11 protein-coding genes are annotated in these 14082 nt (G+C 74.8%); 7 read left to right on the top strand and 4 right to left on the bottom strand.

The annotated features are described in order from the left end of the window. Positions 1–8: 8 nt before the first annotated feature. Positions 9–488, top strand: a complete 480-nt coding sequence (locus HWY08_RS18990; protein WP_176068169.1) for a cytochrome C oxidase subunit IV family protein — start codon at positions 9–11, stop codon at positions 486–488. 337 nt (positions 489–825) lie between these two features. Here HWY08_RS18990 and HWY08_RS18985 read toward each other — a convergent pair whose 3' ends face one another. Further along, on the bottom strand, positions 826–1158 hold the full coding sequence (locus tag HWY08_RS18985; protein ID WP_176068167.1) for an SPW repeat domain-containing protein: 333 nt from the start codon (positions 1156–1158) through the stop codon (positions 826–828). A 142-nt stretch (positions 1159–1300) separates the two neighbouring features. Between HWY08_RS18985 and HWY08_RS18980 the strand changes: the two genes are divergently transcribed. Genes HWY08_RS18980 through HWY08_RS18965 form a run of 4 tightly spaced genes read left to right on the top strand, consistent with a single transcriptional unit; the run spans position 1301 to position 7776 of the window. Beyond that, on the top strand, positions 1301–1678 hold the full coding sequence (locus tag HWY08_RS18980) for a sensory rhodopsin transducer (protein WP_176068165.1): 378 nt from the start codon (positions 1301–1303) through the stop codon (positions 1676–1678). Between the two features lie 21 nt (positions 1679–1699). Further along, a complete protein-coding gene (locus HWY08_RS18975; protein WP_176068163.1) occupies positions 1700–3490 on the top strand; it encodes a thiamine pyrophosphate-requiring protein in 1791 nt (596 codons plus the stop codon). Positions 3491–3492: 2 nt separating this feature from the next. Continuing rightward, a complete protein-coding gene (locus tag HWY08_RS18970; RefSeq protein ID WP_176068161.1) occupies positions 3493–4602 on the top strand; it encodes an enolase C-terminal domain-like protein in 1110 nt (369 codons plus the stop codon). Between the two features lie 15 nt (positions 4603–4617). Beyond that, positions 4618–7776, top strand: coding sequence for an FAD-binding and (Fe-S)-binding domain-containing protein (locus HWY08_RS18965; RefSeq protein ID WP_209005190.1), 3159 nt, complete (start codon positions 4618–4620; stop codon positions 7774–7776). A gap of 18 nt (positions 7777–7794) precedes the next feature. On the opposite strand, the gene HWY08_RS18960 is transcribed toward HWY08_RS18965, so the two are convergent. Beyond that, positions 7795–9006, bottom strand: coding sequence for a glutathione-independent formaldehyde dehydrogenase (locus HWY08_RS18960; RefSeq protein ID WP_176068159.1), 1212 nt, complete (start codon positions 9004–9006; stop codon positions 7795–7797). 156 nt (positions 9007–9162) lie between these two features. On the opposite strand from HWY08_RS18960, the gene HWY08_RS18955 reads away from it, so the two are divergent. Next, complete coding sequence (locus HWY08_RS18955; RefSeq protein WP_176068157.1) at positions 9163–10536, top strand: sigma 54-interacting transcriptional regulator; 1374 nt, start codon at positions 9163–9165, stop codon at positions 10534–10536. On the opposite strand, the gene HWY08_RS18950 is transcribed toward HWY08_RS18955, so the two are convergent. Together HWY08_RS18950 and HWY08_RS18945 are read right to left on the bottom strand one after the other, a co-directional pair. Then, positions 10445–12496: a methyl-accepting chemotaxis protein gene (locus tag HWY08_RS18950; RefSeq protein ID WP_176068155.1), complete on the bottom strand. Its 2052-nt coding sequence runs from the start codon at positions 12494–12496 to the stop codon at positions 10445–10447. The two genes, HWY08_RS18955 and HWY08_RS18950, sit on opposite strands and share 92 nt — an antisense overlap. Before the next feature lie 70 nt (positions 12497–12566). Next, entirely contained in the window at positions 12567–13046 is a 480-nt protein-coding gene (locus tag HWY08_RS18945; protein WP_176068153.1) for a cache domain-containing protein, read from the bottom strand. Between the two features lie 265 nt (positions 13047–13311). Between HWY08_RS18945 and HWY08_RS18940 the strand changes: the two genes are divergently transcribed. Continuing rightward, positions 13312–14070 (top strand): hypothetical protein, encoded by a 759-nt coding sequence (locus HWY08_RS18940; RefSeq protein ID WP_176068151.1) that lies wholly within the window; start codon positions 13312–13314, stop codon positions 14068–14070. Positions 14071–14082 lie beyond the last annotated feature (12 nt).

The following is a 14082-nucleotide window of genomic DNA, read 5'->3' as shown; positions in this document are numbered from 1 at the left end:
GGAGCCCCATGGCCATCGCCACGCACGACGGTCACGCGGAGCACGAGCACGGCCCCGGCGCGCTGCGCTACTGGGTGGTGTGGGTGCTGCTGCTCGTCGGCACGATCCTCACCTTCGCGCTCTCGCGGGTGCACCTGCCGCCGCCCTTCCACCTGCTCGTGGCGCTGGCCATCGCGAGCGGCAAGTCCATGCTGGTGGTGCTGTTCTTCATGCACCTGTGGGATCACACCGGCGCGACGCGCCTCATCTTCGCCACCAGCATCTTCTTCATTGCCCTGCTCATCTCGCTCGTGGTGCTCGACAACGCCACGCGCTTCGAGCTCACGAACCCCGGCCACGAGGGCACGCTGCAGGCCGAGCCGCCCGGCCCCGACATCCTGACCCCCCGCGGCCCGCCCGCGCCCGAGTCCCGCGTCGACGCCCCCGGCGCCGAGCAGGAGGGCCGCGACGTCCCCAAGCCGAGCCCCGCGCCAGGGCCGATGAGGTGACGGGAGCCGCGGACGCAGGTCCCGCGGCGCCGACGGCGACGGGCGGTCCCCCCGCCCCGACCCATGGGCGTGAGCGAGGCGTGAGCAGAGGGGGGCGGAGGGGTGGCCCTCCGCCGGAGCGCAGGCCGACCTGCGGACGACCCCGACCGCCAGACGGCGCGCTGCACCGCCGGTGCCGCGCCGACGCGTGAACCCTCGGTCCTCGCCGGCGCGGCACGATGCGGTGCAAGCCGCGGAGCGTTTCCGGGACGGCAGCCGGAGCAAGCCGTCAGGTCGTCTGCCGAGCACCGCCGGAGGGCCACCCCGCAGCCCCCCGGCCTCGCGCGTTCCGCGGCCGCTAGGCGGTGGCCCGCTCCGGTGGCGGCTCGGGGAAGAGGAGCATGGTGACCGGGACGAGCCCGAGCCCGATGGCCACCATCGCCTCGTTCCAGCTCGCGAACGGGTGGTGCGAGAAGAGCCAGATGGACGCGGTCAGCCAGGCGGCGAGGAGCAGGTCGAGGTAGAGCACGCCCGGCCGGCGCCGCGCCGCCAGCCCGATCCCCACCGCCAGGAGCCCCACCAGCCACGCGGTGACGAGGTGCACGGCGTCGTGGTGCCAGAGGAACGACGTCGCCACCAGCCACGCTCCCAGGAGCGCGTTGAGCGCGCTCGCCGCCACGTCCCTGTGCATCCGCAGCCTCCTCATGGAAGGGTAGGGGCCGCCCGCCCCTCCGGCAGCAGGCGATCGCGCGCGGGGCACCCGCTCGCCGCGACCGGCGGTGCGGCCCGCGGCGCGCGTCCCTAGCTTCGCAGCACGGGGGCGCGGATCGGTGATGGGGGGGCAGGTCGGGCGGAGGACGTGGGCGATCCCGGAGGGATTCCTCCCGGAGCGGCTCCACGGACGGGGGCGCGAGCTGGAGAGCCACGAGGCGGCCTGCCTGCTCAACGCCGGCGACGCCGACGCCCACGTGAAGCTCACGGTCTTCTTCGCCGACCGCGAGCCCGCCGGGCCGTACCAGGTGACGGTGCCGGCGCGCCGCACGCTGCACCTGCGCTTCGACGACCTGCGCGACCCGGAGCCGATCCCGCGCGCCACGGACTACGCGAGCCTGGTCGAGTCCGACGTGCCGATCGTGGTGCAGCACACGCGCCTCGACGCGCGGCAGGCGGACACGGCGCTGCTCAGCACCATCGCGTTCGCCGGCGACTAGGCGAGGCGGGAAGGATTCCACATGGCGACGACGGTGGGGCAGTACATCCTGGAGCGTCTGGTGCAGTGGGGCATCCGGCGCGTGTTCGGCTACCCCGGCGACGGCATCAACGGCATCTTCGCCGGCTTCCACCACGTGAAGGAGCTGGAGCTGGTGCAGGTGCGCCACGAGGAGATGGCGGCGTTCATGGCCTGCGCCCACGCCAAGTTCACGCGCCAGGTCGGCGTCTGCATGGCCACCTCCGGCCCCGGCGCCATCCACCTCCTCAACGGCCTCTACGACGCGAAGATGGACCACCAGCCGGTGGTGGCCATCGTCGGGCAGTCGGCGCGGACCGCCCTGGGCGGCGACTTCCAGCAGGAGGTCGACCTCCAGAACCTCTTCAAGGACGTCGCCAAGGAGTACGTGCAGACGATGATGGTGCCGCAGCAGGCGCGGCAGCTCGTCGACCGCGCCATCCGCTCCGCGCTGGCCGAGCGCACCGTCACCTGCCTCATCGTCCCCAACGATGTGCAGGAGCTCCCCGCCGGCGATCCCCCGGACAAGCACGCCACCGTGCACACCGGCATCGGGCGTGGCTGGCTGCCGCCGCGCGTCGTGCCGCGGGAGGAAGACCTCGGCCGCGCGGCCGAGCTCCTGAACGCGGGCCAGCGCGTCGCGATGCTGGTGGGCGCCGGCGCCAAGGGCGCCGCGGCCGAGGTGGAGGAGGTGGCCGACCTGCTCGGCGCCGGGTGCGCCAAGGCGCTGCTCGGCAAGGACGTCCTCCCCGACGACCTGCCCTGGGTGACCGGCGCGATCGGCCTGCTGGGCACCAAGCCGAGCTGGGACCTCATGATGGAGTGCGACACGCTGCTCATGGTCGGCTCCAGCTTCCCGTACTCGGAGTTCCTGCCCACCGAGGGCCAGGCGCGCGGCGTCCAGATCGACCTCGACGGCCGGCTCCTCTCCCTGCGGTACCCCATGGAGCTGGCGCTCGTCGGGGACGCGAAGGAGACCTTGCGGGCGCTGGCGCCGCGGCTCCGGCGCAAGACCGACCGCGGGTGGCGCGAGAAGCTGGAGAAGGAGGTCGCGCGCTGGTGGCGGGTGCTCGAGACGCGCGCCATGGCGAAGGCGAACCCGGTCAACCCGCAGCGCGTCTACTGGGAGCTCTCGCCGCGGCTGCCGGACGGCTGCATCCTGTGCGCCGACTCCGGCTCGTCCGCCAACTGGTACGCGCGCGACCTCAAGATCCGGCGCGGCATGATGGCGTCGCTCTCCGGCAACCTCGCCACCATGGGGCCCGGCGTCCCGTACGCCATCGGGGCCAAGTTCGCGCACCCGGACCGGGTGGTGCTGGCGCTGGTCGGCGACGGCGCCATGCAGATGAACGGCAACGAGGAGCTCATCACGGTCTCGAAGTACTGGAGGCGCTGGAAGGACCCGCGGCTGGTGGTCCTCGTCCTCAACAACCGCGATCTCAACCAGGTGACCTGGGAGCAGCGCGTGATGGAGGGCGACGCGAAGCTGAAGGCCTCGCAGGACATCCCGGACTTCCCGTACGCGAGCTACGCCGAGTCGCTCGGACTCATGGGCGTGCGGGTCGACCGGCCGGAGCAGATCGGGCCGGCGTGGGACGCCGCCCTGCGCGCCGACCGGCCGTGCGTGGTCGAGGCGGTCACCGATCCGGAGGTGCCGCCGCTCCCGCCGCACATCACCGTCGAGCAGGCGAAGGGCATGCTGTCCGCCATCCTCAAGGGCGACCCGGAGCGCGGCGCCATGATCCGCCGCTCGTGGAAGCAGATGACGGACACCTGGTTCCCGGACAAGGCGTAGCGGTGGCGAGGCTCCGCGCCGCCGCGCCCGTCGAGGCGATCGAGGTCCGGGCCGCCACGATCCCCACCGACGCGCCCGAGTCGGACGGCACCTTCGCCTGGGACCGGACGACGATCGTCCTGGCGCAGGCGCGCGGGGGCGGCGCGACCGGGCTCGGCTGGACCTACGCCGACGCCGCGACCGCCCGGCTGGCGCGCGAGCTCCTGGCGCCGCGGCTGGCCGGCCTCCCGGCCCTCGACGTCGAGGGCGCCTGGCTCGAGCTCTCGCGCGCGGTGCGCAACCTGGGCCGGCCCGGGGTCGCCGCCATGGCCATCTCGGCGCTCGACGCGGCGCTCTGGGACCTGAAGGCGCGGCTGCTCGAGGTCCCCCTCTTCCGGCTGCTCGGCGCGGCGCGCCCGGCCATCCCAGCCTACGGCTCCGGCGGGTTCACGTCCTACACGGTGGCGCGGCTCCAGGCGCAGCTGGGGGGCTGGGCCGAGCAGGGGTTCACCCGGGTGAAGATGAAGATCGGCCGCGACCCGCCGGCCGACGTGCCGCGGGCGAGGGCGGCCCGCGAGGCGATCGGGCCGGCGGTGGAGCTGTTCGTGGACGCGAACGGCGCGTACGGCCGCAAGCTGGCGCTCGCCCAGGCCGAGGCGCTCGCGCCGCTCGGCGTCACCTGGTTCGAGGAGCCGGTCTCGTCCGACGACCTCGAGGGCCTGCGCCTCCTGCGCGACCGCGCCCCGGCGGGCCTGGACGTGGCGGCCGGCGAGTACGGCTACACGCCCTGGTACTTCCGCCGCATGCTGGCGGCCGGCGCGGTGGACGTGCTGCAGGCGGACGCCACCCGCTGCGGCGGCCCGACCGGCTTCCTCCGCGCCGCGGCGCTGTGCGACGCCTTCCAGCTGCCGCTCTCGGCGCACTGCGCGCCGCAGCTCCACGCCCACCTCTGCTGCGCGGCCGCCCGCGCCGTGCACGTCGAGTACTTCCACGACCACGCGCGCATCGAGGCGCTGCTCTTCGACGGCGCGCTCGCGCCCGAGCGCGGCGAGCTGCGGCCCGACCCGGGCCGGCCGGGGCTGGGCGTGGAGCTGAAGCGCTCGGAGCTGGAGCGGTACGAGATCACCTTCTGAAGGAGGAGCGCGCCCGTGAGAGTCCACCGCGAACAGGAGCCCGCCCGCCGCCCGCACGTCCCCGGGATCGGCCCGGCCGCCGAGCCGCTGGCGCGCCTGCGCCACGAGGAGGAGCCGCGCGGCGCGCGGCGCGCCTTCCCGCCGGCCGCGGCGCGCGCGCTCGCCGCCGACCTCCGCCGCCACGTCGAGGCCGAGGTGCGCTTCGACCCGGGCAGCCGGGCGCTCTACGCCACCGACGGCTCCAACTACCGCCAGGTGCCGATCGGCGTGGTGGTGCCGCGCTCGATCGACGAGGTGCCCGAGATCCTGGCCGCCTGCCGGCGGCACGGCGCGCCGGTGCTGGCGCGCGGCGGCGGCACGAGCCTCGCCGGGCAGTGCTGCAACGTGGCGGTGGTGATCGACTTCTCCAAGTACTGCCACCACATCCTGGAGCTCGATCCGGTCGCGCGGACCGCCTGGGTCGAGCCGGGCTTGGTGCTCGACGACCTGCGCCGGGCGGCCGAGCGGCACCACCTGACGTTCGGCCCCGACCCGTCCACGCACAACCACTGCACGCTCGGCGGCATGATCGGCAACAACTCGTGCGGCGTGCACTCGGTCATGGCCGGCCGCACCGCCGACAACGTGCTCGAGCTCGACGTCCTCACCTACGACGGGACGCGGCTCCGGGTGGGCGCCACCAGCGAGGAGGAGCTGGAGGAGATCGTGCGGGCCGGCGGGCGCCGCGGCGAGCTCTACGCCGGCCTGCGCGGCCTGCGCGACCGCTACGGCGAGCTGGTGCGGCGGCGCTTTCCCCACATCCCCCGCCGCGTCTCCGGCTACGCGCTCGACGAGCTGCTCCCCGAGAACGGCTTCCACGTGGCGCGCTCGCTGGTCGGCTCGGAGGGCACCTGCGCGATCGTGCTGCGCGCCAAGGTGCGCCTCGTCCCCAGCCCGCCCAGCCGCACGCTGGTGGTGCTGGGCTACCCGAGCGTCTACGAGGCGGGCGACCACATCCCGGAGATCCTGCGCCACGGCCCCATCGGCCTGGAGGGGCTCGACGACCGCCTGGTCGAGGACATGAAGAAGAAGCGGCTTCACCCCGAGCGGACGCAGATCCTCCCCGACGGCCGCGGCTGGTTGCTGGTGGAGTTCGGCGGCGCCACCCGCGAGGAGGCCGACGCGGCCGGCCGGCGCATGATGGAGGCGCTGCGCGGGCAGCCGGGCGCGCCGTCGATGAAGCTCTTCGACGACCCGGAGGAGGAGCACATCGCCTGGAAGGTGCGCGAGTCCGGCCTGGGCGCGACGGCGCGGGTGCCGGGGCAGAAGGACACCTGGGAGGGCTGGGAGGACTCGGCCGTCCCGGTGGACCAGCTCGGCGCGTACCTGCGGCAGCTCCGGAAGCTGTTCGAGAAGCACGGCTACGGCTGCGCGCTGTACGGCCACTTCGGGCAGGGCTGCGTCCACACCCGCATCGACTTCGACCTGACGAGCGCCGAGGGCGTCCGGAGGTACCGCGCCTTCGTCACCGAGGCCGCCCACCTCGTGGTCGCGCACGGCGGCTCGCTCTCCGGCGAGCACGGCGACGGCCAGTCGCGCGCCGAGCTCCTCCCCATCATGTTCGGCGACGAGCTGGTGGCGGCCTTCGCCCAGCTGAAGCGCCTGTGGGACCCGGCCTGGAAGCTCAACCCGGGCAAGGTGGTCGATCCCTACCGGCTGGACGAGAACCTGCGCCTCGGGCCGGGCTACCAGGAGCTGCGCCCCGCCACCTTCTTCCGCTTCCGGGAGGACGGCGGCAGCTTCGGCCGCGCCGCCGCGCGCTGCGTGGGGGTGGGGGAGTGCCGGCGCGAGCAGGGCGGGGTGATGTGCCCCTCCTACATGGTGACGCGCGAGGAGCGGCACTCCACCCGCGGCCGCGCCCACCTGCTGTTCGAGATGATGCAGGGCGAGCCGCTCCGCGGAGGCTGGCGCGACCCGCACGTGAAGGAGGCGCTCGACCTGTGCCTCGCGTGCAAGGGCTGCAAGTCCGACTGCCCGATGAACGTGGACATGGCGACGTACAAGGCGGAGTTCCTCGCCCACTACTGGCGCGGGCGGCTCCGCCCGCGGCACGCCTACGCCATGGGGCTCATCATGGTCTGGGCGCGCCTGGCCTCGCTCGCGCCGCGGCTCGTGAACCTCGTCACGCACGCGCCCGGCCTCGCCGGCCTGGCCAAGCTCGCCGGCGGCATCGCCGGCGCCCGCGAGGTGCCGCGCTTCGCGCCCTACACCTTCCGCCGGTGGTACGAGGCGACGAGGCGGGCGCGGCCGGCGCCGGCCCCCGGCGCGCGGCGCGCGGTCCTCTTCGTCGACACCTTCAACGACCACTTCCACCCCGAGGCGGCCATCGCCACGCTCGAGGCGCTGGAGGGCGCCGGCTACCAGGTGGAGCTCCCCTCCCGGCGCGTCTGCTGCGGCCGGCCGCTCTACGACTTCGGCATGCTCGACCGCGCCCGGGCGCAGCTCGTCGAGCTGCTCGAGGTGCTCACCCCCGCGGTCGAGCAGGGCCTCCCGGTGGTGGGCATCGAGCCCTCCTGCGTGGCGGTGCTGCGGGACGAGCTCCTGGGCCTCTTCCCGGACGATCCGCGCGCGAAGCGGCTCGCCGAGCACACGCTCATGCTGTCCGAGCTCATCGAGCGCGATCGGGAGCGCTTCCCGCTGCCGCGCCTCGAGGCCCGCGCCGTCTTCCAGGGCCACTGCCACCACCACGCGGTGATGGGCCTCGACGCGGAGCTGGCGGTCCTGAAGCGGATGGGGCTCCAGGTCGAGCGGCCCGACTCCGGCTGCTGCGGCATGGCGGGTTCGTTCGGCTTCGAGCGCGGCGAGCCGCACCGGGTGTCGCTGGCGGCCGGCGAGCGCGGGATCCTGCCCGCCGTGCGCGCGGCGCCGGAGGAGGCGCTCATCCTCGCCGACGGCTTCTCCTGCAAGGAGCAGATCGCGCAGGGCACCCGGCGGCGCGGCCTCCACCTCGCCGAGGTGCTGAAGCTCGCCCGCCAGGGCGGCGCGCCCGGGCCGCTGCCCGAGCGGCGGGTGGTGGGCCGGCTGCCGGCCCTGCCCTGGAGGGCGCGCGCGGCGCGCGGGGCGGTCCTCGCGCTCGTCGCGGTCGCCGTGGCGGGCGCGGCGCTCGCCGGAGCGCGAGGGCCCCGGCGGCGCTGAACCCGCGCGCCGGCGGCGCTACAGCGGCGTCGCGACCTGCTCGGCGGGCCGGATGAGGACCTTGGTGTAGCCCGGCTCGCGCCGGTCGAACTTCTGGTAGGCGTCCGGCGCGTCCGCCAGCGGGATGTGGCGCGAGACGATGAAGCTGGGCTTGGCGCGGCCGGCGATGATGAGGTCGCGCAGGACGAGGCTGTAGTGCTTCACCGGCGTCTGGCCCATGCCGAGCTGGACGCCCTTCTCCCACAGCTTGCCCCAGGGCAGCTGGTACTCCCCGTGCTTCGCCGCCTGGCCCTTGCCGCCCGGATCCTGGGGCAGGAAGACGCCGATGATGCCGAGCGCGCCGGTGGGGTTCACCACCTCGGCCAGCTGCTCGGTGACCGAGGTGTGGTCCTCCTGGCTCGGGTCCGCGAAGTCCTTCGCCTGGTACCCCACCGCGTCGATGCCGCACATGACGCCGGCCATCTTCTCCTCGCCGCGCCGCATCGCCCCGCGCACGAGCGGGTTCTGCAGCCGGAGGTTGCGGATCTGCTCCGCCGGCGGGCCCTTGCGGAAGTCCACCGCGATGGCGCCGATCTGCTCCGCCTTCTTCAGGCGCTCCGGGATGGCGTCCACCACGTACACCTCGGCCGCGCCGCGCAGCATGGCGCTGTAGGCGGCGAGGAGGCCGACCGGCCCCGCCCCGAAGACCGCCACCGTGGAGCCGGGCTGCACGTTCGCCATCTGCGCCGCGTGGTAGCCGGTGGGGAAGATGTCCGAGAGGAGCAGGAAGTCGTCCTCCAGCTCGTCCCCGGGCGTCCCCGGCAGCTTGATGCAGTTCGCCTCCCCCCAGGGGACGCGCAGGAGCTCCGCCTGGCCGCCCTTGTACGGCCCCATGCCGACGTAGCCGTACGCGGCGCCGGCGGCGTCGTCGTTGGCGACCAGGCAGGCGCTGGTGTAGCCGCGCGTGCAGTTGAAGCAGGTCCCGCACGAGACGTTGAAGGGCAGCACCACCCGGTCGCCCTTGCGGAGCTGCTGCACCGCGCTGCCCACCTCCTCGATCACCCCCATGTTCTCGTGCCCCATGACCACGCCCGGCTGGGCGGCGGTCCGGCCCTCGTACATGTGCAGGTCGCTGCCGCAGATCCCGGCGGTGGTGATGCGAACCACCACGTCGGTCGCGCGCTCGACGCGCGGATCTTGCACCTCGTCCACCGAGACCTTGCCCGGTCCCTTCCACACCACGGCTCGCATGTGTCCCTCCCTGGAAAGCCCAAGCCTGGGGATGCCGTGGCGCGCTGCAAAGAGCCGGGCGGACGTGCGTCCGCGGGCCGGCGGCGCGCGAGCCGCCGTCGCCCCGGCGCCCGGGCCCCCGCGCGCCGGCACCGTTTCTGCTAGATCCGCTCCGTCATGGCGCGCCCCCGCATCCTGGTCGTCGAGCCGCACGGCGCGGAGGCGCTGTGCGCCGTGCTCGCCCAGCACGGCTTCGACCCGTGCCAGGCGGCCGATCCGGGCGCGGCGCTGCTGGCGGTCCCCAGCCTGGCCCCGGACGCGCTGCTGGCGGCGGTGACCGGCCCGGCCGACGGGGTGCTGCTCGCGCGCGGCCTCGCCGAGCTGGGCTCGGACGCGGCGCTGGTGGTGATGGCCGACCCGGAGCAGCTGGGCGCCGCGGTGGCCGCGCTCCGCGCCGGGGCCGAGAGCTACCTCGTCCGGCCGGCCGGGGCGGCGCAGGCGGCGGTGCTGCTCTGGAAGGCGCTCGAGAAGCGGCGCCTGCGCGCCGACGCGGCGCGGCTCCGCGCCCAGCTCCGCCGCCGCCACGCCCTCGTCGGCAGCGCGCCCGAGCTCCAGCTCGTGCAGGAGGTGCTGCGGCGCGCGGCGCCCACCCGGGCGACGGTGCTGGTGCTGGGGGAGACCGGCACCGGGCGCGAGCTCGTGGCGCAGGCGCTCCACGACGCCTCGCCCCGCCGCGACCGCCCCTTCGTGCGCGTGAGCTGCGCGGCGCGCTCGCAGGTCCTGCTGGAGAGCGAGCTCTTCGGGCACGAGCCGGGCGCGTTCCCCGGGGCGGCGCTCCGGCGCGAGGGGTGCCTGGAGGCGGCGCACGGCGGGACCGTCTTCCTGCACGAGGTGGCGCACCTGCCGCTCGGGCTCCAGGTGAAGCTCCTGCGCGTGCTGCAGCAGGGGGAGCTGGAGCGCATGGGCAGCCGCGAGACGCTGCGGTGCGACGTGCGGGTGGTGGCGTCCTCCACCCGCGACCTGGCCGAGGCGGTGCGCGAGGGCCGCTTCCGCGACGACCTCTACTACCGGCTCAACGTGGTGGCGGTGACGCTCCCGCCGCTGCGCGAGCGCAAGGGCGACATCCCGGCGCTGGTCGAGGCGTTCCTGGCCCGGTCGGCGGCGGCGCGGGCGCGCGGCGTCACCGCCGTCTCGCCCGGCGCCCTCTCGGCGCTCTTCGCCCACGACTGGCCGGGCAACGTGCGCGAGCTGCAGGCGGTGGTCGAGCGCGGGGTGGCGCGGTGCGGGGGGCGGGAGCTCGCGCTCGAGGACCTCCCGCCGGCGCTGACGGGCGGCGGGGCGGGCGAGGCGAGCGCGCTCGTCCCCGGCGCCACCCTGTTCGAGATCGAGCGCGAGGCGATCCTGCGCACGCTCGACCGGATGGGAGGCTCCACCGTCCGCGCCGCCCAGGCGCTCGGGGTCAGCGTCCGGAAGATCCAGTACCGCCTGCGGGAGTACCGGCTCGGGCAGCACGAGCCGAGGCGGCGGGGCGCCAGCGCGCCGCCGTGGTGACCGCGGGCGCCGGGGCCTCCTGCGCCTCGCGGTCGAGCTGGAAGCAGCCCACCAGCTCGGCCAGCTCGGCCGACTGCGCCGACAGCTCCGCCGCCGCCGAGGAGGACTCCTCCGAGCTGGCGGCGTTCTGCTGGGTCACGTGATCCACCTGGGCGACCGCGCCGTTCACCCGCTCGATCCCGGCCGACTGCTCGCGGGCGCTGGCGGCCAGCTCGGCCACGATGCCGGTGACCTTCGTCACCGCCCCGCCGATCTCGCCGAGCTGGGCCGCGAGCTGCCCCGAGCGCGCCTCGCCCTCGCCGGCCTCCTTCACCGACTGGCGGATGAGGACCTCGGTCCTGGTGGCCGCCTCCTTCGAGCGCAGGGCGAGCGAGCGGACCTCCTCGGCCACCACCGCGAAGCCGCGGCCCGCCTCGCCGGCGCGGGCGGCCTCGACCGCCGCGTTCAGGGCGAGGAGGTTGGTCTGGAAGGCGATCTCGTTGATGTCCTTGATGATCTGCGAGGTGCTCTCCGCGGCCCCCCGGATCCTGCCCATCGCCTCGCTCATCTGGCCGATGGCGCTGGCGCCGGCCGCGGCCGAGGCCTCGGCGCGCTGCGCGAGCTCGCTCGCCCGGAGCGCGCTGCCGGCGGAGCTCTTGGTGGTCGTGGCCATGGCGGCGAGGCTGCTGCTCGCCTCGTTGAGCGAGCTCGCCTGCTCGGAGGCGCCGCGCGCGACCGCCTGGCTCGAGCCGGCGATCTCGGCCGCGGCCGAGGAGACCTGGCTCACCGCGTCCGCCACCTGCCCGATGGTGTCGTGCAGGGCCTGGGCGGTGACGTTCAGGGCCTCCTTGATCTTGGCGTGGTCGCCCCGGTACTCGCCCTGGACGCGGGCCCGCAGGTCGCGCTCCGAGAGGCGCTGCAGCACCGCCGTCGCCTCCTGGATGGGGGCGAGGACGGCGTCCAGCGCCGCGTTCACGCCCTGCACGATCCGCCGGAAGTCGCCCTGGTGCCGCGACACCTCGACCCGGCGCTCGAGGTCCCCGGCCACCGCCGCCTCGCCCAGCGCGCCCGCGTCGGCGACGAGCCGCCGGATCGCCAGCACCATGTCCTGCAAGGCGAGGCCGAGGCCGTCCTGCTCGGAGCGGGGCGCGACGTCCGAGGACATGTCGCCCTTCCCGACCGCGGTGGCCACCTGCGCCATCTGCCGCTCCGACTCCAGCACGGCGCCGAAGGCGGCGGTCAGCTTCCCGAGCTCGTCCTGGCTCGTCACCTCGATGGTGTGGCCCAGGTCGCCGACCCGCAGCGCCTCGGCCGCGGCCAGCAGGCGGCGCATCGGCTCGACCATCGAGCGGGCGATCACGATCGCCAGGGACCCCGTGAGCGCGATCGCGAGCAGCGACACGAGCACGAACAGCACCATCGTCCGGCGCGAGGCGCGCGCGACGTCCTGGGAGTGATCGCGCGCGGCGGTCGCCTCGCTCTCGAGGAGGGAGTCCAGGAGCTGCGAGATCTCCTGGTAGGAGCGCTCGGCGAGCGTCATGTACGTGTTCGCCATCCCCAGGTCGGTGGTGGCGATGTCGGCCACCCCGGCGCACTGCTTGCGGTACTCCGCCAGGAGCGGGAGCGCCTTCCGCGCGAGCGGCACCTGCGCGTGCTCGGCCTCCCGCGCGCCGGCCCACGCGGTCAGCTCCGAGGCGAGCGCGTCGATGTCCGTCAGCTGCTTCGCCGCCAGCGCCTCGGTGCCGCGGCTGTCGGTGCTGGAGCTCGCCAGGCTCGTCACCTTGTAGACGTTCGCGTGGATCCGGCCGAGCCGGGCCGAGAAGCGCGACGCGTCCTGCACCGCGTTGAAGTCCGCGAGCATCGAGCGCTGCGAGGCGACGCTCGAGAAGGCGAGGGCCGCGAGCACGACGAAGGCGACGACGCTGCCGGCGGGCGCCAGGAGCAGCTTCCGCTCCACGCCGAGATCTCGGATCCGCCGCATGGGTCCGCTCCTCGCGTTCCAGAGGCCGGAGTGGCCGGCGGGCGACGCCGCGCGCCGGCCGGCCGACCGATCACTTCGAGTAGGCGCCGCAGCCGATCCACAGCTCGTCGTCGATCTTCAGGACGTACGCGCTCTTCTGGTGGATCTTCTTCGTCTCGGGGTGGGACCACTTGTAGTCGACCCAGCCCGAGCCCTTGCCGGCGGCGGCCATGAGCTCGCGGATGACGTACTTCCCGTCGGTGTCCTGCATGTCGTAGAGGCTCTTCCCGACGAGCTTCTTGTTGGCGCCGTGCGCGACGACCTTCCCGGTGAAGTCGTAGGCGAAGATGTAGAGGTCGCGATCGAGGAGCGTGCCCTGCTTGTCCGCGGCGGCCGTGATCTCGGCCAGGCCGGCCGGCTTCCCGCTCTTCTTGATGAAGGCCGCGGCCTTCTCCACCAGCGCCTTGGCCTCCGGCTTCGTGCCGGGCTGCTCGGCGCGCGCGCTCCCGGCCACGAGGAGGAGGGAGGCGGCGAAGGTGAGCGCGAGGCGGGTGGCGGATCGTCCAGGCATGGGCGGGCTCCTCGAGGCGAACGGCCGCGCGAGGTGCGCGGCGGTGCGATGCCCTGCGACAGCGGGTCGCATTGACCAAGCGTTCATTTCAAGCAACGGGCCAGCCGCCCGCCCGCCATCCGGGCTGGCGTCCTCGCGCTGGCACAGCTCGTTTGCCCTCCGGGCGGCCGAGGGCTGGCGGGGGTCTTTGCCGACTCGGGTGGTCGCAGCTCCGCCCGGGCGTCCGGCGCGTGCCGCCCGCGCGGGCGCTCCCTACCTTTGGAGCATGGCCGATCGCGATCTGGCGTTCGAGAACGTCCTCTCCGGTGGCAGGGCCGAGAAGCGAACGGCCCTGATCGTGTTCCCCGCCGTCGTCATCCTGGCGCTCCTCATCGGGTTCGCCGCCGTCTCCATCTCCCGCACCTCGGCCCTGACCACCGAGGTGCAGAACGCGAAGAACCAGCTCGCGGAGGCGAACAAGGTGGTCGAGGAGCGCGACGCGCAGCTCCGCGACGCGCGCGCCGACATCGCGGTCCTGTCGACGCCCGGCCAAGGGGCGGCCGTCCTCGCCGCGGTGAAGAAGGAGAACGGCGCGAGCGGCGTGGCGCGCATTCACCCCGAGCGCCACGCGCTCGCCGTCTACGCCTACAACCTCGCGGCCGCGCCCGAGGGTCAGGAGTACCGCGTCATCGTCTCCGATCCCGAGCGGCGCGAGACCTTGCTCGGCGCGCTCACCCCCGACGACCGCGGCGCGGCGGCGCTGCTCGTGCGGGACGTGCCGGAGGGCGCGTCCGCGGTCGAGGTGGCCCTCGTGCCGAAGGCCGCGGCGGGGCAGGGGCAGGGGCAGGGGCCTGGCGCGAAGGGCGGCGCGGGCGGGCCGACCGCCGGCGCGGCGGCTCCCGCGGCGGCGCCCGCGCAGCGGCAGCCGATCCTGGCCGGCACCCTGCCGAAGCCGGGCGAGGCGGGGGTGGTCGCCGCGAGCGCCGAGGCGGGGCCCAGGGTGCAGGCGCGATCGGCGGGCGGCAGCGCGCGCCGGGGGCGCTGAGCCGCGCGCCGG

The organism is Anaeromyxobacter diazotrophicus, assembly GCF_013340205.1.
In the GTDB taxonomy this organism is placed as follows: domain Bacteria; phylum Myxococcota; class Myxococcia; order Myxococcales; family Anaeromyxobacteraceae; genus Anaeromyxobacter_A; species Anaeromyxobacter_A diazotrophicus.
The sequence above is the reverse complement of the archived record's forward strand: the minus strand, read 5'-3'. Positions and strand labels throughout refer to the sequence as shown.

What these genes read in the sequence shown, in the direction of transcription:
- HWY08_RS18950 (WP_176068155.1), bottom strand. Translation starts at nt 12,496, where the DNA reads ATGCGGCGGATCCGAGATCTCGGCGTGGAGCGGAAGCTGCTCCTGGCG.
- HWY08_RS18980 (WP_176068165.1), top strand. Translation starts at nt 1,301, where the DNA reads ATGGGGGGGCAGGTCGGGCGGAGGACGTGGGCGATCCCGGAGGGATTC.
- HWY08_RS18975 (WP_176068163.1), top strand. Translation starts at nt 1,700, where the DNA reads ATGGCGACGACGGTGGGGCAGTACATCCTGGAGCGTCTGGTGCAGTGG.
- HWY08_RS18945 (WP_176068153.1), bottom strand. Translation starts at nt 13,046, where the DNA reads ATGCCTGGACGATCCGCCACCCGCCTCGCGCTCACCTTCGCCGCCTCC.
- HWY08_RS18990 (WP_176068169.1), top strand. Translation starts at nt 9, where the DNA reads ATGGCCATCGCCACGCACGACGGTCACGCGGAGCACGAGCACGGCCCC.
- HWY08_RS18955 (WP_176068157.1), top strand. Translation starts at nt 9,163, where the DNA reads ATGGCGCGCCCCCGCATCCTGGTCGTCGAGCCGCACGGCGCGGAGGCG.
- HWY08_RS18960 (WP_176068159.1), bottom strand. Translation starts at nt 9,006, where the DNA reads ATGCGAGCCGTGGTGTGGAAGGGACCGGGCAAGGTCTCGGTGGACGAG.
- HWY08_RS18985 (WP_176068167.1), bottom strand. Translation starts at nt 1,158, where the DNA reads ATGCACAGGGACGTGGCGGCGAGCGCGCTCAACGCGCTCCTGGGAGCG.
- HWY08_RS18940 (WP_176068151.1), top strand. Translation starts at nt 13,312, where the DNA reads ATGGCCGATCGCGATCTGGCGTTCGAGAACGTCCTCTCCGGTGGCAGG.